The organism is Pseudooceanicola marinus, assembly GCF_002786295.1.
Classification (GTDB): domain Bacteria; phylum Pseudomonadota; class Alphaproteobacteria; order Rhodobacterales; family Rhodobacteraceae; genus Pseudooceanicola; species Pseudooceanicola marinus.
In genome coordinates this window covers 142,393-162,225 of the sequence record NZ_PGTC01000024.1, presented here as the reverse complement: position 1 = coordinate 162,225, position 19,833 = coordinate 142,393, and the positions used below count along the sequence as shown (strand labels likewise).

Annotated in this window: 21 protein-coding genes; 13 read left to right on the top strand and 8 right to left on the bottom strand. The window is 67.6% G+C overall.

The window, feature by feature from the left end; translation table 11 throughout:
- Window positions 1-134 precede the first annotated feature (134 nt).
- Window positions 135-1,583 carry a chromosomal replication initiator protein DnaA gene (gene dnaA / locus CVM50_RS18520; RefSeq protein ID WP_085888848.1) on the bottom strand — a complete coding sequence of 483 codons (1,449 nt, stop codon included), beginning with the start codon at window positions 1,581-1,583 and terminating at the stop codon, window positions 135-137.
- 539 nt (window positions 1,584-2,122) lie between these two features.
- Window positions 2,123-2,386 (bottom strand): 30S ribosomal protein S20, encoded by a 264-nt coding sequence (rpsT, locus tag CVM50_RS18515; protein ID WP_085888847.1) that lies wholly within the window; start codon window positions 2,384-2,386, stop codon window positions 2,123-2,125.
- A 404-nt stretch (window positions 2,387-2,790) separates the two neighbouring features.
- On the opposite strand from rpsT, the gene CVM50_RS18510 reads away from it, so the two are divergent.
- Complete coding sequence (locus CVM50_RS18510) at window positions 2,791-3,903, top strand: NAD(P)/FAD-dependent oxidoreductase (protein ID WP_085888846.1); 1,113 nt, start codon at window positions 2,791-2,793, stop codon at window positions 3,901-3,903.
- 80 nt (window positions 3,904-3,983) lie between these two features.
- On the opposite strand, the gene CVM50_RS18505 is transcribed toward CVM50_RS18510, so the two are convergent.
- Together CVM50_RS18505 and mutM are read right to left on the bottom strand one after the other, a co-directional pair.
- Window positions 3,984-4,760 carry an enoyl-CoA hydratase gene (locus CVM50_RS18505; protein WP_085888845.1) on the bottom strand — a complete coding sequence of 259 codons (777 nt, stop codon included), beginning with the start codon at window positions 4,758-4,760 and terminating at the stop codon, window positions 3,984-3,986.
- 66 nt (window positions 4,761-4,826) lie between these two features.
- Entirely contained in the window at window positions 4,827-5,678 is an 852-nt protein-coding gene (gene mutM, locus CVM50_RS18500; protein ID WP_085888844.1) for a bifunctional DNA-formamidopyrimidine glycosylase/DNA-(apurinic or apyrimidinic site) lyase, read from the bottom strand.
- Window positions 5,679-5,848: 170 nt separating this feature from the next.
- Here mutM and ubiE point away from each other — a divergent pair, with 170 nt between their 5' ends.
- Complete coding sequence (ubiE, locus tag CVM50_RS18495) at window positions 5,849-6,589, top strand: bifunctional demethylmenaquinone methyltransferase/2-methoxy-6-polyprenyl-1,4-benzoquinol methylase UbiE (RefSeq protein ID WP_085888843.1); 741 nt, start codon at window positions 5,849-5,851, stop codon at window positions 6,587-6,589.
- Window positions 6,590-6,592: 3 nt separating this feature from the next.
- Window positions 6,593-8,125, top strand: a complete 1,533-nt coding sequence (gene ubiB, locus CVM50_RS18490) for a 2-polyprenylphenol 6-hydroxylase (RefSeq protein ID WP_085888842.1) — start codon at window positions 6,593-6,595, stop codon at window positions 8,123-8,125.
- 70 nt (window positions 8,126-8,195) lie between these two features.
- On the opposite strand, the gene CVM50_RS18485 is transcribed toward ubiB, so the two are convergent.
- From CVM50_RS18485 to fliK, 3 genes are all read right to left on the bottom strand, one after another.
- A complete protein-coding gene (locus CVM50_RS18485) occupies window positions 8,196-9,215 on the bottom strand; it encodes a phosphotransferase family protein (protein ID WP_085888841.1) in 1,020 nt (339 codons plus the stop codon).
- Between the two features lie 195 nt (window positions 9,216-9,410).
- Window positions 9,411-10,082 carry a flagellar hook capping FlgD N-terminal domain-containing protein gene (locus CVM50_RS18480; RefSeq protein WP_085888840.1) on the bottom strand — a complete coding sequence of 224 codons (672 nt, stop codon included), beginning with the start codon at window positions 10,080-10,082 and terminating at the stop codon, window positions 9,411-9,413.
- A gap of 38 nt (window positions 10,083-10,120) precedes the next feature.
- Window positions 10,121-10,756: a flagellar hook-length control protein FliK gene (fliK, locus tag CVM50_RS21520; protein WP_157792230.1), complete on the bottom strand. Its 636-nt coding sequence runs from the start codon at window positions 10,754-10,756 to the stop codon at window positions 10,121-10,123.
- 2,110 nt (window positions 10,757-12,866) lie between these two features.
- Here fliK and CVM50_RS18470 point away from each other — a divergent pair.
- The 6 genes from CVM50_RS18470 (at window position 12,867) to CVM50_RS18445 (ending at window position 16,880) form a co-directional block, all read left to right on the top strand.
- On the top strand, window positions 12,867-13,214 hold the full coding sequence (locus CVM50_RS18470) for a rod-binding protein (RefSeq protein ID WP_085888838.1): 348 nt from the start codon (window positions 12,867-12,869) through the stop codon (window positions 13,212-13,214).
- Complete coding sequence (locus tag CVM50_RS18465) at window positions 13,211-13,570, top strand: hypothetical protein (protein WP_085888837.1); 360 nt, start codon at window positions 13,211-13,213, stop codon at window positions 13,568-13,570. Before CVM50_RS18470 ends, CVM50_RS18465 begins: the two co-directional genes overlap by 4 nt.
- 347 nt (window positions 13,571-13,917) lie before the next feature.
- Window positions 13,918-15,201, top strand: coding sequence for a flagellin N-terminal helical domain-containing protein (locus CVM50_RS18460; protein ID WP_085888836.1), 1,284 nt, complete (start codon window positions 13,918-13,920; stop codon window positions 15,199-15,201).
- Between the two features lie 82 nt (window positions 15,202-15,283).
- The gene (flaF, locus tag CVM50_RS18455; RefSeq protein WP_085888835.1) at window positions 15,284-15,664 is read left to right on the top strand and encodes a flagellar biosynthesis regulator FlaF; all 381 of its coding nucleotides are present in this window, start codon (window positions 15,284-15,286) and stop codon (window positions 15,662-15,664) included.
- Window positions 15,661-16,065, top strand: a complete 405-nt coding sequence (gene flbT / locus CVM50_RS18450; protein WP_085888834.1) for a flagellar biosynthesis repressor FlbT — start codon at window positions 15,661-15,663, stop codon at window positions 16,063-16,065. The genes flaF and flbT overlap by 4 nt, the downstream gene beginning before the upstream one ends.
- Entirely contained in the window at window positions 16,065-16,880 is an 816-nt protein-coding gene (locus CVM50_RS18445) for a DUF1217 domain-containing protein (protein ID WP_085888833.1), read from the top strand. Before flbT ends, CVM50_RS18445 begins: the two co-directional genes overlap by 1 nt.
- Before the next feature lie 62 nt (window positions 16,881-16,942).
- Here CVM50_RS18445 and CVM50_RS18440 read toward each other — a convergent pair whose 3' ends face one another.
- A complete protein-coding gene (locus tag CVM50_RS18440; RefSeq protein ID WP_085888832.1) occupies window positions 16,943-18,352 on the bottom strand; it encodes a FliI/YscN family ATPase in 1,410 nt (469 codons plus the stop codon).
- A gap of 85 nt (window positions 18,353-18,437) precedes the next feature.
- On the opposite strand from CVM50_RS18440, the gene CVM50_RS18435 reads away from it, so the two are divergent.
- Genes CVM50_RS18435 through CVM50_RS18420 form a run of 4 tightly spaced genes read left to right on the top strand, consistent with a single transcriptional unit; the run spans window position 18,438 to window position 19,833 of the window.
- Window positions 18,438-18,827 (top strand): FlgB family protein, encoded by a 390-nt coding sequence (locus CVM50_RS18435; protein WP_085888831.1) that lies wholly within the window; start codon window positions 18,438-18,440, stop codon window positions 18,825-18,827.
- A 2-nt stretch (window positions 18,828-18,829) separates the two neighbouring features.
- Window positions 18,830-19,219 (top strand): flagellar basal body rod protein FlgC, encoded by a 390-nt coding sequence (gene flgC / locus CVM50_RS18430; protein ID WP_085888830.1) that lies wholly within the window; start codon window positions 18,830-18,832, stop codon window positions 19,217-19,219.
- A gap of 23 nt (window positions 19,220-19,242) precedes the next feature.
- Complete coding sequence (gene fliE, locus CVM50_RS18425) at window positions 19,243-19,548, top strand: flagellar hook-basal body complex protein FliE (RefSeq protein WP_085888829.1); 306 nt, start codon at window positions 19,243-19,245, stop codon at window positions 19,546-19,548.
- Window positions 19,549-19,566: 18 nt separating this feature from the next.
- Window positions 19,567-19,833, top strand: a complete 267-nt coding sequence (locus CVM50_RS18420; RefSeq protein ID WP_085888828.1) for a flagellar biosynthetic protein FliQ — start codon at window positions 19,567-19,569, stop codon at window positions 19,831-19,833.

The window sequence follows — 19,833 nt, the reverse complement described above, 5'->3', positions numbered from 1 at the left end:
GTCTATACAAGAGATTGCGAAGACCGCTGTGCGGCAATGCCTGGCCGGCATCGCTGAAACGCGAAAGGGCCGCGCGATGCGCGACCCTCTCATGGGACAATCTGGCGGCCCGTGGCTGGCCCGGGCGGCGGCGCTTACGCCTCCAGCGCGCGGCGCAGCAGCTCCAGGTCGTCGGCGATCTGCGCGTCCTGGTTCATCAGTTCCTCGATGCGCTTCACCCCGTGCATGACGGTGGTGTGGTCGCGCCCGCCGAAGCGGCGGCCGATCTCGGGCAGCGAGCGCGAGGTCAGTTTCTTGCACAGGTACATGGCGATCTGGCGCGGACGGGCGAAGCTGCGCACGCGCTTGGGGCCGATCATGTCCGACAGACGGATGTTGTAATGCTCGGCCACGCGGCGCTGGATCTCCTCGATGGTGATCTTGCGTTCCGATGCGCGCAGCACGTCGCTGAGGCAGTCCTGGGTCAGTTCCAGCGTGATCTCGCGACCGACGAGGGAGGCGAAGGCGAAGAGGCGCGTCAGCGCGCCTTCCAGCACCCGCACGTTGGTCGAGATGCGGTGCGCCAGGAATTCCAGCACGCCGTCGGCCACCTCCAGCTCGGGGTGTTTCAGGCGGAAGGCGGCGACCTTCGACTGCAGGATGCCCAGGCGCAGTTCATAGTCGGTCGGGTGCAGATCGACGACCAGGCCCGACGACAGGCGCGAGGAAATGCGGACCGGCAGGTTCTTGATCTCGTTGGGCGCGCAATCGCCCGAGATGATGATCTGCTTGTTGTGGTCCACCAGCGCGTTGAACGTGTGGAAGAACTCTTCCTGGGTCGAATCCTTGCCGGCGATGAACTGAACGTCATCGACCATCAGCACATCGACGGTCCGGAACAGCGACTTGAAGTCCATCATGCGCTTGTCGCGCAGGGCCTGGACGAAGCGGTACATGAACTGTTCGGCGGACAGGTAGACCACGTTCAGGTGCGGCTGGGAGGCCTTCAGCTCATGGGCGATGGCGTGCATCAGGTGGGTCTTGCCCAGACCCACGCCGCCATAGAGGAACAGCGGATTGAACTCGACCTCGCCACCGGAGGCGACCCGGCGGGCAGCGGCATGGGCCAGCTCGTTCGGCTTGCCGACGACAAAGCTGTCGAAGGTGTAGTGCGGGTCGAGCGGCGCGGGCTGCAGCATCCGGTCCTGCATCGACAGGGCGTCGGGGCTGGTGCTGCGGGGGGGGGCGCTGCTGACGCCGGGGGTCAGCGTGTCGGCCCCGGCCTGGGCCTGCGACTCGGTCCCGGACGCGGCGGTCGCCTTCTCCGCCACGGCGGAGGCGGGGGCCTCTTCGCGGGGCGCGCGCGGCGTGACGGTGAAATCGATGCGGCGCACGGCGGGGTCGATGGCGGTCAGTGCGCGCAGGATCTCGTCCTCGAAGTGACGCTGCACATAGGTGCCGACATAGCCCGAGGGCGCAGCCATGGTCGCAACACCCTCGCGCAGCGACAGCAGCTCGAGCGGTGCGATCCAGTTGGTGTAGTTATGTTCGTTAACGGATGCCCGCAGAGATTTCTTTAGCTCGCCCCAGCTCGTCGTCGCCATCTTGTCCTATTACCCCACTTTACCTCGATCCTCGCATCTCCGGTCGGTCCGAAGCGCGGCGGCCACCTGGTGCCTTGGGGGAAAGGCTGCCTGCCCGTTTCGTTGCCTAGACGAAACGGTTGCCGATCGTGCCGGCTGGCAATGCTGGACGCATCCCGGGCCGCAAGAGAGGCTCTTGCAGCGTCAGGCGTGCCTGGCGTTATGACCTGGACATGACCGACAATCGGGACGTCACGGGGCAGCGTTTGTCCCGGACCATTGTCAGCCAGCAGACCCTAGTTCGGGACCGCAATGTCCCCCCCAAGGCGATGTGACTCGCAAGGCTGAAGCTAGCAACTTCCGCGCGACAGCCGCAACAGCACAACGCGCTTGACTCTGGCCCTTGTGGAAAGGAATCGCGACCCTGTTGCCGCAATGCCGCCGCAAGCACAGATTGAACGTGCGCCCCCAATGTCACTTGCTCCGCCCAACAAAAAGGCGCGGCCGAAGCCGCGCCCTTTGTCGTCAATTGCTTACCCGAAACAGGGGGCGTCCGGGGCTCAGCCCAGGGCCTTCACGCGGGCGGCGAGGCGCGAAACCTTGCGCGACGCGGTGTTCTTGTGGAACACGCCCTTGGTGACGCCGCGCATCAGTTCAGGCTGGGCGGCGCGCAGGGCGGCAGCTGCCTTTTCCTTGTCGCCGGAGGCGATCGCCTCTTCGACCTTGCGCAGGTAGGTGCGGATGCGCGAACGGCGCGCCTTGTTCACCTCGGTGCGGGTTTCGATCTGGCGGGCGCGTTTCTTCGACTGGGGCGTATTGGCCATGGGGCTGGTCTCTTTCTCTGTGTCCGGGGCCGCTGCGCCGTCGCCGGGGTCCGGAGGGATCCGCGACGGCACCCGGGGCGCCGACACAAAAAACCTGCCAGACGACTACAATCCCGTGGCAGGCTGCGAGGGCGTTTTCCCTCACGTTCTCCGGCACAATGCGGCCTCACGACACTGCAGACGCGACCGCGAAGAGGCGCGATCTTTTCTGAAGCCCGGGCAATAAGGCGAAGCGCGGGCGGAGTCAACAGCCCTGGGGCCTGTCGCGTGCACAGCGGGCCGGGCCGAGGCGGATCCCGCCCAGGCAGGCCGCCCGGGGGCGAATTAACCATTCATTAACACTTGTGCGGGTTGCTGTCGGGGTCGGATCCCCAGGTGGGCTCGGGGTCCGCGGAAAACGGGACATGAGCGAAACGTTCGATGTGATCGTCATCGGCGCGGGCATCGTCGGGATGTCCGTGGCCAGCGCCCTTGCCGGGCGCGCGCAGGTCGCCGTGCTGGAGCGGGAGCTTCGGCCGGGCCGTCAGGGGACGGCGCGTGCCGTCTCCCTGTTGCGCCAGTTGCACCGCGCGCCCGAGCTGCGTCAGCTGGCGGCCGACTCGGACCCCTTCTTCCTGGCTGAACATGAGGAGCTTGCGGGCCGGACGCTGACACGCCCCCGCGGCCTGCTGATCCTCGCGCGCGCCGATCAGGAACGCTTGCTGGACCGGATCGAGGTACGCCTGGCCGGATCCCATCCGTTGCACCGTCTGGAGGGGCGCGCCCTGGCGGAGCGGCTGCCGGTGCTGCGTCCGGGCTACGCCTGTGCCGCGCTCAGCGATGATCACACGCAGGACCTGGACGTGCCTTTGATGATGGCCCTGCACCAGACGCGGCTGGAAGCGCGGGGCGGGCGCCTGTTCTGCGCCGCGCCGGTCTCCGCCCTGGGGTGGCGGGACGGCACCTGGCGCGTGGACAGCGGTGTCGGCGCGATGCGCGCCCCGGTGCTGGTCAACGCCGCGGGGGCCTGGGCCGAACGGGTCGCGCGGATGGCCGGGGCCCGGCCCATCGGCCTGCGCCGCTGCCGCCGCACCGTGCTGGAGCTGGAGGCGGCGGGCGGACGCGACCTGTCGGAGCTGCCGATGGTGGTGGATGCGGATCTGCACTTCTACCTGAAGCCCGAGGGGGATCTCCTGCTGGCCTCTCCGGTCGATGAAACCGTCGTGCCCGGCTGCGCGGCGGAGCCCGATGAGCTGGACGTGACCCTGTGCCTCGACCGGATCGCGGCCTGTTTCGACATCGAACTGGCCCGGGTGCGCCGGGTCTGGGCCGGCCTGCGCTGTTACGTGGCTGACGGGCTGCCCGTCTGTGGCTGGGCGGAGGACCGGCCGGGTTTTTTCTGGATGGCCGGGCAGGGCGCGACGGGGATCCAGACCTCACCTGCGCTGGCAGAGCTGGGCGCATCGCAGATCCTGGGGGAGACGGACGACAGCGGCCTGGCAGACCGCCTGTCGCCGCGCCGCCTAGGGCCCGGGTGATCGGACGCCCGGGGCAAAGCAAAACCCCCGGCCACGGACCGGGGGATGCTTTTTTGTCACGGGCCGGGCCGCGCAGGCCCTCAGCGGTCGCGGAATTGCGGCTCGCGCTTTTCCAGGAAGGCGGTCATGCCTTCCTTCTGGTCCTCGGTGGCGAACATCGAGTGGAACAGACGCTTCTCGAACAGCAGGCCTTCGGTCAGGGTGGTCTCTTCGGCGCGGTTCACCGCTTCCTTGACCGCCATGACCGAGATCATGCTTTTCTCGGCGATCTTGGCCGCCGCCGCCATGGCGGTTTCCAGGACCTTCTTGCAGGGCACCACGCGGCTGACCAGCCCGGCGCGCTCCGCCTCTTCGGCATCCATGAAGCGGCCCGTCAGGTTCATGTCCATGGCCTTGGCCTTGCCCACGGCGCGGGTCAGGCGCTGGCTGCCGCCGATGCCGGCCATGACGCCGAGGTTGATCTCCGGCTGGCCGAACTTGGCGTTGTCGCCGGCGATGATAAAATCGCACATCATGGCCAGTTCACAGCCGCCGCCCAGGGCATAGCCCGACACGGCCGCGATGATCGGCTTGCGCACGCGGGTGATGGTGCCGGTCGCCTCGGAGAACAGGTCCTCGGAGTAGACATCGACGAAGCTCTTGTCGGCCATCATCTTGATGTCGGCGCCGGCGGCAAAGAACTTCTCGGTGCCGGTCACGACGATGCAGCGGACCTTCGGGTCCTTCTGCGCCGCCTTCAGCGCGGTGGCCAGCTCGCCCAGGAGCACGTCGTTGAGCGCGTTCATCGCGTCCGGGCGGTTCAGCTTCACCAGCGCGATGTGGTCTTCGATCTCGACGATGATCGTCTCGTAAGCCATGGGGTGAGTGTCCCTGTTGCTGAGATGTAGGGTCGATTCCCTATCAGGTTGGCCCCGTGGATCAAGCTATCTTTGGCATTGCGGGCAGTAGAAGCTGGAGCGCCCCGATTGCACCAGCCGTCGAATCGTGGCGGTGCAGCCCGGGGTACGACAAGGCAACCCCTCGCGCCCGTAGACATCGAAGCTGTGCTGGAAATAGCCCAGCTCGCCATCCGCTTGCCGAAAATCGCGCAGGGAGGAGCCGCCGGCGGCGATGGCCTCGGTCAGCACCTCGCGGATGATCGGCACCAGGTCCGCCAGTTTCGCCGTGGCGATCCTGTTACAGCGTCGCGCCGGGCTGATGCCCGCCCGGTAAAGGGTTTCACAGACATAGATATTGCCCAGCCCCGCCACGACCTTCTGATCCAGCAGCGCGGTTTTCACCGGGCTGCGCCGCGGTTTCAGCCGAGCCGCCAGATAGGCCCCGTCGAAGTGGTTGCCCAGTGGTTCCGGCCCCAGCCCGGCCAGCAGCGGATGCGCCTCGGCGCCCATCGTTGGCATCAGGTCCATAGCCCCGAAACGGCGCGGGTCGTTGAAGGTGATGCGCGCCCCGTTCGACATGTCCAGCACGACATGATCGTGTTTCTGCGCTGCCGGATGATCGTGCACGAAACGGCCCAGCGGATCGCCCGATACGGTCATCCGCCCCGACATGCCGAGATGGATCAGCAGGCTTTCGCCGCTGGCCAGGTCCGCCAGGATGTATTTCGACCGCCGCCGCAGCTGCAGCACCTTCTGCCCGGTCAGCCGTTCGGCCATCCTCTCGGGGAAGGGCCAGCGCAGGTCGGGGCGATTGACGGCGGCCGCCACGATCACCGCGCCTTCCATGGCGGGGGCCAGTCCGGACCGCACCGTCTCTACCTCTGGCAACTCGGGCATGGCGCCCTCCCATTTTTTGGCCGTCCAAATATCTGCGGGGGTGAATTGAGCCCCGGGGCTCAAGAGGGGGCAAGGCCCCCTGACCCCGTCCTCACATGCGCGCGGGTCGCATTGCAGCGGCCCCCCTTCGCCCTATAAGGAGAGACAGACAGATAAGGCAGGATGCGACGATGGAAAAGACCACCCATTTCGGCTTCACCGAGATCCCGGAATCCGAGAAGGCGGGCCGCGTGCAGGGCATCTTCGGCTCGGTCGCCTCGAAATACGACGTGATGAATGACGCGATGTCCCTGGGCATCCACCGCATCTGGAAAGATGCGATGATGGACTGGCTGGCGCCGCGTCCGGGTCAGCGCCTGCTGGATGTCGCGGGGGGCACTGGCGACATCTCGTTCAAATTCCTGTCTCGCGCGGGGTCAGGTCACGCCACGGTGCTGGACCTGACCGAACCGATGCTGGTCGAGGGCCGCAAGCGGGCCGAGGCCGCGTCGATGGCCGAGAGCCTGGACTGGGTGGTGGGCGACGCCATGGCGCTGCCCTTCGACGACAACACCTTCGACGTCTACACGATCAGCTTCGGCATCCGAAACGTCACCCGCCCACAGGACGCCCTGAACGAGGCCTACCGGGTGCTGAAACCCGGCGGCCGCCTGATGGTGCTGGAGTTTTCCCAGATCCCGACGCCCGCGCTGCAATGGGCCTATGACCGCTATTCCTTCAACCTGATCCCGCCCATGGGCCAGGTGATCGCGGGCGACCGCGACAGCTATCAGTACCTCGTGGAATCGATCCGCCGCTTCCCCGACCAGGAAACCTTCCTCGGGATGGTGCGTACGGCGGGCTTCGACAATGCGAAGTATCGCAACCTGTCGATGGGCATCGCCTGCCTGCATTCCGGCTGGAAACTGTAAACGATGCGCGGCCCCCACAACATCTGGCGCCTGGTTCGCACCGGCGCCACCTTCGAACGCTCGGGCGCGATGAAGCTGCTGCTGGATGCCTATGATGCGCCGCCGCTGCTGCGCCTGGCCGCCCGGGTCATCGGCTGGCCGTTCCAGTTCCTCGGTCTGAAGGGTGATCCCAGCCAGCCGCCGCTGCCCGGCGCCCTGACGGCGCTCGGCCCGGCCTACATCAAGTTCGGCCAGATCCTGTCGACCCGCCCCGACGTGGTGGGCCCCGACCTGGCGCAGCAGCTGCGCGTCCTGCAGGACAAGCTGCCGCCCTTCAGCCGCGACGAGGCGATACAGGCGGTCGAGACCGAGCTGGGCCATCCCGCCTCAGCGCTCTTCTCGGAGTTCAGCGAACCGATTGCTGCCGCCTCCATCGCCCAGGTCCACAAGGCGCGTCTGGCTGAGACCGGCCAGGAAGTCGCCGTGAAGATCCTGCGCCCGGGGATCGAGAAGGCTTTCCGCAAGGACGTGGACGCCTTCTATTTCGCCGCCTGGATGATCGAGACCCTGGCGCCGTTTTCGCGCCGCCTGCGGCCCTCGGATGTGATCGAGCATTTCGACGGCGTCGTCCGGGCAGAGCTGGACCTGCGCCTGGAGGCCGCCGCCGCCAGCGAATACGCGGCCAATACCGAGGGCGACGCGGGTTTCAAGCTGCCGGCGGTGGACTGGTTCCACTCGGGGCGCCGGGTGATGACCATGTCCTGGGTCGAAGGGATCCCCCTGGGTGACACCGACGCCATGGATGCCATCGGCATCAATCGCGCCGAGCTGGGCGAACGGGTGCTGTCCCTCTTCCTGAACCACGCGCTGCGCGACGGCTACTTCCACGGCGACATGCACCACGGCAACCTGAAGGTGGCCGCCGACGGCACGCTGCTGGCCTATGATTTCGGCATCATGGGGCATATCGACGAATACACCCGCCGGGTCTATGCCGAGATCCTTTATGGTTTCATCAAGCGCGATTACCACCGCGTCGCCCGCGTCCATTTCGAGGCCGGCTATGTGCCTGCCGACCGCGACGTGGATGAGTTTGCCCGCGCTCTGCGCGCCGTAGGCGAACCGATCTTCGGCATGGATGCCACGCGCATCTCGATGGGGCGTCTGCTGAGCTATCTCTTTGAAGTCACGGAACGTTTCGGGATGGAAACGCGGACCGAGCTGATCTTGCTGCAACGCACCATGGTGGTGGTCGAAGGGGTGGCGCGCTCGCTCAACCCGTCGATCAACATCTGGGATACGGCCAAGCCCATCGTGCAGGAATACATCGAGAAAAGCATCGGCCCGCGCGCCATGCTGACCGATCTGGGCCGCACGGTGAAGGTGCTGGGCCGCTACGGGCCCCGCCTGCCGGACCTGGTGGACGAGGTTCTGACGCGTCAGTTGCAGGGGCCGCCGAAGCCGCAGCGCCCCTCGCTCTGGTCGCGCCTGGGCTGGGGCGCCGGGGGCCTGGCTCTGGGGGCCGTGCTGGTGCTCGTGGGGTCTGGGTTAAGCTGAGCCCGCGCAACGAGATATGCGGGGTCCGTTCCAGGTCGGGGCGGACCCCGTTTCTTTTCCGGGGCGGTGGCTACAGCGATAGCGCGTCGAAGGCGGCCAGCTCCGCCTCGGCGGCCCGGGCATCGGGCGCCGATCCTTCTGCGGCCCGGGCCAGGCAATGGGCCGCGATCCGCAGGTGCATCAGCGGAGCCAGCTCCGCCAGCCGGTCGGTGACGGCCCGGTCGGCGTAGGCGGCCAGGAAGGCCGCATGCTCGGCCTTCGACAGGGTACGGCCCAGGTAGAGCACCCCCATGGCCGGCGACAGGAACAGCGCCAGGTCGTGGCAGGGATCGCCCCGGGCCGGGCATTGCCAGTCGATCAGACGCGCGCCCGCCGGGGTCATGATGATATTGCCGGGCACCGGATCGCCGTGCAGCCAGGCCTGTCGTGCGGCGGGCAGCGGGCTGGGGTCCGCCACCCCGGCCAATGCCGCCCGCAGCCGGGACTGCTCGGGGCTGTCACTGGCGGGGGTGGCGGGCAGGTCACGGATAATCGCGGCTCGCAGAGCCGGGGGTGTCGTCTCCAGACTGCGCAGCCCTGCCGGTTGCCTGTCCTCCGGCAGGGCGTGCAGCTGCCGCAACAACCGGGCCACCGCCTCGGGTCCGTCGCGCCAGGTTGGGCCGGGCAGGTGCCGGTAGAGCAGGCAGGGCCCCAGTGGGCCGTGCCAGTGATCCAGCAGCCTGGGGGCCAGGGCCGGTCCGGAGCCCGCAAGCGCGGCAAGACAGGCGGCTTCGGCCGCAGCATCATTTGGAAACAGCGGGCTGGTCCGATCAGGCCGATAGAGCTTCAGCACCCTGTCGCCTGCATTTGCGCTGTCCGATGTGGCGTCGGTTGGCTGTTTGGCCGCCGTTCCGGTCGGGCGACGACGCGGCGGGCCCTTCGGTTGCTCGGTGCGGAGGTCCTCTTCCCGGTCCTGGCCCTTGCCGGGCAGACGCCAGCACAGGTTGCTGCGCCCCCCGGCCAGGGGCTGCCAGCGGTCGGGGGGCGGAGCCGGGTGGCGGGCGGTGAGATCGGCGTGAAGCTCTTCGAGCAGGTCGGGCGGGCGGGCCATGAAGATCCCTTGCAGAGGTCCGGACAGTCCTAGGCCGCCCGGCCCGGGCGGGGCAAGGGGGCGGCCGGGCTGTGCCCACAAAGGGCAGGACCTGCCACGCTAGGCCGATCAAGGCGGTGCGTCGTAGCGTACCCGCGCGGTGTCGTCTCCGTTGCGGGTCACCTGCGGGGCTGCAAGGGCGGCAGAGGGGGCGGCCTAGTCTTCGGGCTGGCGCAGTCCGGTGACCAGATCGCTCGGCACCAGCTCGCCCGACGCGGTGACCAGCACGGTCTGTCCGTCCATGATACGCGCCTCGGTGACCAGCGCGTAGCTTTCCAACAGATCCGTCGCCAGCAGATCGTCTCCGGCGTAATTCTCCAGCTCGAATGTGTAGTTGCCATGGGGCAGGACCTGGCCCGCGGCATTGCGTCCGTCCCAGCTGACCGTGTCGGCGGTAACGGGAACCGTGGCGCGGTATACCTCACTGCCGCTGGCATTGCGCACCACGAGAACGGTGCGGTCGGCTGCGGCCAGAGGGTTGATCGACACGTCCACCGGCGTGCCGGACCAGGCCGCCGGCGCGGCAGAGCGCGCCTCCAGCCCGACCCAGGAGGCGAGGTCGGACATCGAAGAGGCGATCATCCGTGAGGAGAGATCCTGCAGCAGGTTGTTGGTCAGCACTTGCTGTTCGACACCGGAGAAGGTGGCTAGCTGCACCGCGAAATCCTCCGATTTCACGGGATCCATCGGGTCCTGGTTCTGCAGCTGGGTCGAAAGCATCTGCAGGAAGGTCTCGAAATCGGAGGAAATGGCGGTGGCGGTTTCCGGTGTGGTGGCGGCGCGGGCGCTGTTGGCTGCGGCGGCGGTGGCGCTGGTGATACTGTCCATGTTGGGTCCTTCGGATGGTCCGGGGAGGGGCGGCGGGCTCAGAGGCGGATGTCGATCCGGTCGCTTGATCCCGGTGAGGCGGCGGGCGCGGCGGTGCTGGTCTCCGGCGCGGGCTGGGTCAGGGGGGCTCCGCCGGTGCCGGCAGGCGTCTCCTGACCATTGCCATGGCCGCCCTGGCCGGGATGACCGCCGGCCTGACGACCGTTGATGGCAATTTCGATGCGATCGTAGCCGAGGCTGCGATAGCTCTCCTCCAGGAGCGAGATGTGGCGGCGCATGAGGTCCGAGGTTTCCGCCCGTTCGGCGGTGACATGCAGGGTGACGCCTCCATCCTCGGTCGAGAGGCGCAGGGTGACGCGACCCAGCTCCTCGGGATCCAGCCGCACCTCTGTCGGGGCCTGGGCGGCCCGACCGGCAGCCTGGGCAATCTGCTGGGCGATCTGTTGCGCCAGGGGGCGGGCCATGTCCGGGCGGGTGGCGCTGGTGGAAAGGCGCAGTGCTTCTCCGGCGGTTTGAGGCAGTTCCCCCGAGGGCAGCGGACCGTCGCTCTCCCCGGGCAGGCTGTCGACGTCGAGCGTCTGTTCACTTGGCGGAACTTGCCCGGTTGCCGGGGGCATGGCCGCCAGAGGCATGGGGCGCACGGTGGAGACCACCTGCTGCGCGGCGGGTGCCACGGGCGCATGCGCCGCCGCGGGTAAGCGGCGCCCGTCACGGAGCAGCTCTGTCTCCGGGGGGCGTCGGTCGCGAGGCAGCGGATCGGCCGCGGGGGCGCCGGGGCGCGTCCCGGGGCTGACACGCTGGAAGATCGGCTGTGCCTCTTGCGTGGCGCCGGGCGCTGCCGCTGGACGGTCTGCATTGGGGACCGACCGGTGCCCGGTGTCGGCTTGCACCCGACGCTGACTACGGAACAGCGCGCTGGAGAATGGCCCGCCGGCTGCCATGGGGCCCGACTGCGCAGGGGGCAATGTGGCCTCGGCAGGAGGGGCTGGCCGCGTGACTTGCGGCTGTGTCTCGGCGGCGGGCGGTGTTGGTGGTGCGTCTGCGCGGGCGCGCGGCGGTTGAGCCGGCGGCACGGGCGTCGTCCTTTCGGGCGAGGAGGGCATGGTGTCGGTGCCTGTCATCGGGACGGACCCGACAGGCGGCGTTGGAGCGGGCAACGGCGTCCGGGCCTGCGCGATCAGGGGGCGCTCCCCCCTGGGCATAGGCGCGCTCGTCTCGGGCTTTGGTGTGGGCTGGGCGGTGGCCAACAGGGTCATATCCGGTGCGGGTTGGCCCGGTTGCGCCGGCGTTGCCGGGGCGGAGGGCGTTGTGGGCGCCGGCGCGGCAGACAGCCTGGCTGATGCCCTGCACGAGAGACCCTGCATCAGGCGATCCGGCGCCCCCTCGGACGCGCCGAAGAAACGGGGCGCCGCCGGGGGGGCGGCTGGCCTCCGCGCGTCCAGGTTGGGTTCGGAGCGTTGCGCAAAGGCTTCCGGGGCGCGTTGGCTGCTGTCCGATCGCGCCCCGCGGAAGGACATATGGCTATCCGGCGGGACGTCGTCCGCGGCGGCCCGCACAGCGGGCGCTGGCTGCGGGTGAGCCATCTCTGTCGCGGATCGGGGCGACGGGCGACGCAACCTATCTGGCGGTTCGGGCCTTGCGGGGTTCGGCGGGGTGAATGTGCGCCCCAGAGGCGGGGACAGGGTCGGGGAACCCGCGTCCCCTCCCGTCCCGCTCGGTTTGCCTATGGTCGGCCCGGTCGACACGGTCGCCCGCGCGGCCACCGCGGGACGCGGACTCGCGGAGGGGGGGGCGTCGCTCATCTGGGACTCCCCTCGTGGCGGTTTCGCGGGCCGGGACGTCGCGGAGGCGTCCTGGGTCTGGTCTGTCGCTGCGGAAGGTGCGGGGAGGCGTCCCGCCGGTGATGCCTGGCCTGGTTCAGACGAGCCGGTGCGGGTGATGGCTGCCGGTGGCCATCGGGAGGGGCCCTGTGCCGGGCCGGTCGTGCCGGGGCTGGAGGGCCGCCCGACCGCGGTTGCGGGATCGGGGCGGCTGTGGGGGGCCGTAGGAGCGCCGTCCACCCCCGTGGCGGTGACCTTGCTGCTACGCGGCACCAGCCCGCCGGGACCGGTGGCGCCATCGCGCTGCGATGCGGACGCGGATGTGGGGGAAGCGCCTGCGCCGTCTTCTTTGGCTGTGGTCCGCTCGGCGCGTGTGGACGAGGGCGTGACGGACCGGCCCGGCGCGGGCGCGGTCCTGGCGGTCCGGACCTCGGGCAACGGGGCGCGTGGCGTGTCCGCCATGCCCATGCCATTTGCCGGACTGAGGGTGAACGAGTTGCGGCGATCTTCCGGGGCCGTGGGGGCATCGGCTTCGGCGGGGCCGTCGGTGGGTGGCGACGACTCCGGCGCGGCATCCGGTTTCGCCGCGCTGTCAGGGTGGATCCCGTCCTCGGCCTTGGTCCTGTCCCTCTCCGCAGGGGAATTCGGGTCTGCCCCTCCATCCGACCCGGTACCGCTTCGCGCATCAGGCTGCTGCTCCTTGTCGCGAGGGGCGCCGGCCTCGGCAAAGACCGCGTCGAACCCCCCTTCGTCATCGGGGCGCGCATCACGCGCGGTGCTGGCACCGTCAACGGCCGCGCCGCGAGTGGAGGGCGCTGGCAGGAGCGCGGGGGGCAGAGAGGAAATGGTCATGGCAACCTCCGGATTTCTTCCGTGTCCCCATCCTGTCTCAACTCCGGTTACCGCATCTTTACCGGTGCAGGACCATTTTCGGGGAAACTCGATCAAATTGGAGGATGTCGTGATGCCCGACCCCCTGTCCGTTCTGCCCTTTGTGGGCAGACCGTCCCCCCTGCCGTCTCCCGCCTCGCGTTTCACGCCGTCCTCCGAATCGTTGCCCGGACCCCCGGGTGCGGCGCCGCGCGACGGCCCGCTGTGGCGGGCCGCCCGCGATCTGGAAACGGGCTTCCTGACCGAGATGCTGAAATCTGCCGGTCTGGGCCGCACGCCCGAACAGTTCGGCGGCGGCGCGGGGGAGGATCAGTTCGCCTCGTTCCTACGCGAGGAACAGGCCCGCGCGATGGTCGAGGCCGGTGGTATCGGCCTGGCAAAAACCCTCTACGATTCCCTGACGAAGGAGACGACCCGATGACCCATGATCCGCATCAAGCGCTGATCGACGAACTGGACGCGCTGCTGGACCAGGAGCGCGCGGTGCTGACCGCGGGCCGGTTGGAGGCGCTGCCCGGCCTGCTAGAGGCGAAGGAGACGCTGATCGACCAGTTGAACGCGCTCAATGACATGACGCCGGAGCGGTTGCAGCCGTTGCGCGGCAAGGCGCAGCGCAATCAGGCCCTTCTGGACGGGGCACTGCGGGGGATCCGAACCGTGGCGAACCGGTTTTCTACCCTGCGAAAAATCCGCAACACGCTGGAGACCTACGACCGGACCGGGCGCAAGTCCGCTCTGCTGCAACAGCATGACAACAAACTGGAAAAGCGCGCTTGAGCCTGTTTCGGCCAAGGGATGGCGCGCCCCGGCGGGCCGTCCGCCACGGGAGGTCCGGGAAAGTCCCCTCGTTTTGTCTCAAATGCCCGAAACGGTCCGAGCCGCAGTTAGGGAAGCGTTAGGGAATGACGCGCATTCTGCCCCTCGCATCCTTCGGGATGGCGCAGGCAGGGAAACCGCGAGCGGGATCCCTTGATCGGCAGGCGGCTGATTGTGGCACCTCCGTGATCGGGATCAACCTCGCGAAGTTCCGCGTGCCTGCACCCGTCAGAATGACATTCGATCCGTCCCGTGGGGGGCGGGATGTGTAACGGGCGTAAAGCGCCCAACGACCAAAGGAACACCGCATGTCCAGCATTCTGACGAACACCAGCGCCATGGTCGCGCTGCAGACCCTGAGCAATGTGAACAAGAACCTGACCCAGGTGCAGGGGAACATCTCCACCGGCAAGAAGGTGGCCAACGCCAAGGACAACTCGGCCGTCTGGGCCATCTCCAAGGTGATGGAATCCGATGTGGCGGGCTTCAAGGGGATCTCCGAATCTCTGGGCCTGGGGGAATCCACCGTCGCCGTTGCCCGCTCCGCTTCGGAAACCGTGAACGACCTTCTGACCCAGATGAAGGAAAAGATCGTCGCGGCCCAGGAGGAGAACGTTGACCGCGACAAGATCCAGGCCGACATCGACGCCCTGGCCGACTCGATCGGCGCCACCGTTTCGGCGGCGCAGTTCAACGGCCTGAACCTGCTGTCGAACAAGGAGGCCGAGGCCGGCTCCGGCACCGTCAACGTGCTGGGGTCGCTTGATCGCTCCTCCTCGGGCGTGACCGTCGGCCAGATCGCAGTGACCAAGGAGGACCTCGGCACCGAGGCCTCCTCCGTCAGTGGCACCGCCATTGCCGCGGCCAGCAACAACCTAACCGGTGCGGCCGATTCGACTGCCACGGCGCTGACGGCCGCCGGTACGCCTCCGACCACCACCGTGACCATCGACGATGTCTCGGCCGGGGCCGGCTTCTCGATCGCGCTCAGCGCCGGTGCGGGCAACTTCGCCACCGGTGTGAACACCTCGGACGCCAACGACATCAAGTATGTCGCGCGGGATGGGGACACGATCACCGACGTGGGCGAAGGCTTGGTGAAGGCGTTCAACAAGTACGCTGCCGAAGCCATGGGCGATGACCGTTCGACGGTCGCCGCGACCTTCAACGCCACCACCGGCGTGATCACCTTCACCGGTTCCAGCGTCACCGGCGATAACATCTCTGTCGCGGTCACCGAATACGCCGCGGCGGACACGACTATCGGTGGCGGCCTGGAAGAAGTGGCCAATATCGACGTGACCACCGACACGGGTGTCGAGAATGCCCTGGCCGACATCGAGGGCATGATCCAAACCTCGATCGACGCCGCGGCCTCCTTCGGTTCCGTGCAGGGCCGGATCGAGACCCAGTCGGACTTCATCTCGACCCTGGTCGACAACCTGAAGTCGGGCATCGGCACCCTGGTGGACGCCAACATGGAAGAAGCGTCGGCGCGCCTGCAGGCCCTTCAGGTGCAGCAACAGCTGGCGGTGCAGGCGATGTCGATCGCCAACCAGGCGCCGCAGACTCTGCTGTCGCTCTTCCAGTAAGCGGAGGCCTGAGATGACCGGGGGCGCACAGGCGCCCCCGGTTCCCTCCGTGACATCCGTATCCTGACTGGAAGGTTCCGCCGTGACCGCACATTCCCAAGCCTTGCGCGCCTACGGGCAGGCCTCGACGCCAACGCGAACCCCGCGCGGCGTCGAGTACGAGGTCTTCGCGCGCATCACCCGCCGGCTCGTCGCCGCCGCCCGTCGCGACCGCCGCAGCGGTTTTCCCGAAATTGCCCGTGCCGTGCAGGACAATCGTCAGCTCTGGACGATTCTGGCCGCCGATGTGGCCGGGGAGGGCAACACCCTCCCGAAGGAGCTGCGCGCCCGCATATTCTACCTGGCAGAATTCACCTTTGCTCACAGCCGCAAGGTGCTGAACGACAAGGGCGATCTGAAACCACTGATCGAGGTCAACACCGCCATCATGCGCGGGCTGCGCGCCGGGGGACCGGGCGCATGAGCGGGCTGGTCCTGAAACTCTCCCCGAAGGAGCGGGTGCTGATCAACGGTGCGGTGATCGAGAATGGCGACCGTCGGTCGCGCCTGAATATCGTTACTCCCAACGTGAATATTCTGCGCCTCCGCGATGCGATCCACCCGGAGGAGGCCACGACACCCGTACGCCGCGTCTGCTATGCCGCGCAGCTGGTGCTGACCGGCGACGCCAGCGCCGAAGACACCCGCCTGCCGCTGCTGCGCCGGATTGAGGAGCTGAGTCAGATCCTGACCGACCCCGACAGTCGCAGCTTGTTGGGCAATGCCACTGATGCGGTGCTGGAGGGTCAGTATTACCAATGCCTGAAGGCCCTGCGCAGTCTTCTGCCCCGGGAGGAACGGTTGCTGAACGCGAGGCCAAACTGATGTTCACCCCTGTTGTCCCCTTCGCCGGCTATGCCGGTTTCGCCTTCCTGGAACGGACCTACGAAAGTCAGCGTCAGACCTTCGACAAGTCGCCGCTGATGACCCGGGATACGGAGTATTTCGAGGCGAATATCGGCAAGATTTCCACCGCGGAGGAGCTGGTCAAGGATCGCCGACTGTTGCGCGTGGCGCTGGGGGCCTTCGGGCTGCAGGACGACATCGACAATCGTTTCTTCATCCGCAAGCTGCTGGAGGAGGGGACGCTGGACGAGAAATCACTGGCAAACAAGCTCTCCGACGACCGCTACAAGGAGCTCTCCGATGCCTTCCTGTTTGATCGTGGCACGCCACAGACAAAAATCTCGACCTTCGGGGCCGAAATCGCAGAGAAGTTCCGCCGCCAGGAGTTCGAGGTCGCCGTGGGCGAACAGGATGAAAGCATGCGCCTGGCGCTGAATGCGGATCGTGTCCTGGAGGAGCTGTCGGACAGCACCGCCTCGGTGGATACACAGTGGTTCCGCATCATGGGCAACCAGCCCCTTCGCAAGGTTTTCGAAACCGCCTTCGGCCTGCCCGGCAGTTTCGGCCAGATCGACCTGGACCAGCAGGCGGAGGTGTTCCGCGACCGGGCCGAGAAGTTGATCGGGACCGATGACCCCCGGGCTTTCGCCGAACAGGAGAACCGCGACAAACTGGTGCGCACTTACCTGCTCCGGGCTCAGGTGGCCGACATTCAGACGACGACCCCCGGTATGATCGCCCAGACCCTTCTCGCAGGCAGCCTTTCCTTCATGAAGAGCCTGCGCCAGGGCTGATGGACCTGGCCCGCGGGAGGGTGTGGTGACAGGCGACCCATTCCCGACGGTTCAGAACCCCTTCAGTCGGTGCGCGGCACCCGGTTCGGCGTCTCCGCATCGGTCCGCCCCTGAGGTCGCATTTTCTGCGCCGGCCCTCGTGACGGCCCGGCGGCTGACCGGCGCAGGATCAATTGCAACCGATTGAAGGACCCGGGGATCCCGTTCTCCTCTTCCTCCGCCAGGAAAGCATCGAGGTCTGGCCAAGCGCGGATTGCCTGGTCGAGAACCGCATCGCTTCCAGGCACATAGAGGCCGGCCTGGACCATCATCTCGGACCGGGCATAGGCCGATAGAAGGTGGCGCGCCTCGGCGATCAGGGCGTTTTCCTCCGCTGTCGCGGCCTCGGGCAGAGACCGGGAGACCGAGCGTAGCAGATCGATGGCCGGGTAGCGGCCACGTTCGGCGATCTGGCGATCCATGACGATATGACCGTCCAGAACACCCCGAAGAATATCGGCCACCGGCTCCTCCATGTCGGAGCCCGCGACCAGCACCGACAAGACAGCGGTGATCGTGCCGCTGTCGACCACGCCGGGGCCGGCCCGCTCGCACAGCTGCATGATCTGGTAGGCGGTCGAGGGGGGATAGCCGCGCAGGGCCGGCAGCTCCCCCCCCGCGACGGCAACCTCCCGGTGCGCCTCGGCGAAACGGGTGATGGAATCGGCCAGAAGCAGCACATGCTTGCCCTGATCGCGGAAGTGTTCCGCCACGGCCATGGCCGTCCAGGCGCAGCGCCGCCGCACCAGCGCCGAACGGTCGGAGGTGGCGGCGACGACCACGGCGCGCTTCATCCCCTCGGGCCCCAGGACCTTGTCGGTGAACTCACGTAGCTCGCGCCCGCGTTCCCCGACCAGCGCGATCACCGCCACGTCAGCCTGCATGCGCTTGGCCAGGTGGCCCATCAGGCGCGACTTGCCCACGCCGGAGCCGGCAAACAGGCCGACGCGCTGCCCTTCAACCACGGGCAGGAGAGTATTGAGGATTGTCGTTCCGGTCTCCAGCCGATCCCCCAGGGCGCGCCGATCGGCGGGCGGCGGCGGATCCCCCTGCAAGCCGCGCGCCTGGCGCCCGGGGAGGATGGGGCGACCGTCCAGCGGCTGCCCATGGGGGTCGATCACCCGACCGATCCAGCTGTCGTCGGGGGCGATTCGCAGCGGTCCGCGCAGCACCACACGGTCGCCCAGCGAAACCCCCTCGGTGCGGTCGTCGGGCATGACCGTCAGCGCTTCGCGGTCCAGGCGCACGACCTCCCCGTGCAGCACGCCTCCGTCGCTGCGCAACACCTTCAGGATATCGCCCAGGCGCGCGTAGCGGCCCAGGCCGGTGACGCGCAGGACCTCGGGTTCCACCGCCTCGATCCGACCGACATGGCGAACGGCGGAGAGGTTGCCGATCTCTGCCCGGACCCCGTGCAGCACCTTCTGTGACATCGTGCGATCCCTTCATCTGCTGCGAACCATTTCTAAAGGAATCGGGGTTAAGCCTTGATTGAAGCCAATCGAGGGAGAAGCCCCGATGTTCGAAACTCTGGAAGTGTTCCGCATGGCGGATGCCATGACGCGCCATGCCGGCGTGCGACAGAACGTGGTGGCCGGAAATACGGCCAATGCCGATACCCCCGACTACAAGGCGCGGGATGTTGTGCCCTTTGTCGATCTTGTCGAGGGCGGCGTCCCGGCCACGCCGATGCGGGCCTCCCGTGCCCGCCACCTGCACGGCGCGGAGGGGCTGGCCACCGCCATCACCCGCCCCCAGCGGAATGGCTATGCCGAACCCAACGGCAACAACGTCTCCCTTGAAAACGAAATGCTGAAGTCGGTCGAAGTGAAGTCGCAGCACGACCGCGCCCTGGCGATCTATCGCTCCGGTCTCAGCCTGATGCGCATGTCCATCGGGCGGAGGTAAGGATGAGCGAGCTGCTGAATTCCATGTCGGTCTCGGCCAGCGGCCTGCGTGCCCAGGCGCAGCGTCTGCGCCACACGTCCGAGAATATCGCCAACGCAGATACGCCGGGCTACCGGCGCAAGACCGTCCCCTTCGAGGCCGCGGCCCGCGGTGAGGGGATCTCCGAGGTGCGCACCGGACGGGTGCAACTGGATCGGACAGAGGTGATGCGGATCTACGATCCTGCGCATCCCCTGGCCGATGAAACCGGCCACTATGATGGATCGAACGTCGATCTGGTGGTCGAAATCGCCGACGCGCGTGAAGCACAGCGCAGCTACGAGGCGAACCTGAAGGTGTTCGACCAGGCGCGGCAAATGTCCGCGGGGCTGCTCGAACTGTTACGTCGATAGAAGATCGATAAAGGAGGTTCAGAATGGACATTCGTGCCCTGAACGCCGCGCAAAGATATGCGGCCGCACGCCCCGCGACGCTGCCCGCGCCGGGGGAGGAGCAGGGGCCCGGAAAGGGTCTCGGCGCCACGCTCGGCGAAGTCACAAGCGACTTCGCCGAGACCTTTCGCGAAGGTGAGGAGGTGGCCCGCGCCGCGATGGCCGGCAAGGCTGACGCCACCTCTCTGGTCCAGGCCCTGGCGCAGACGGAACTGGCGGTGGAAGCTGCGGTGACCGTGCGCGACAAGGTGGTCGAGGCCTACCAGGAAATCCTGCGGATGCCCGTGTGACGCGGGGCTGAGGATGGCATGGACCAGACGGTCTTCTTCGACGCCCTGCGCCAGGGGCTCTGGGTTGCGGTGATCACCTCGACTCCGATCCTGGCGGTGGCCCTGGTCACCGGCCTGGTGATCGGCCTCTTCCAGGCGCTGACCTCGGTGCAGGAAATGACGCTGACCTTCGTGCCGAAACTGGGGGCCATCGTCGTCGTCTTCTGGCTGTCGATGGGGTTCATGTCGCAGACCCTCGTCGCCTTCTTCCAGATCCACCTGATCCCGCTGATCGCCGGAGGCTGA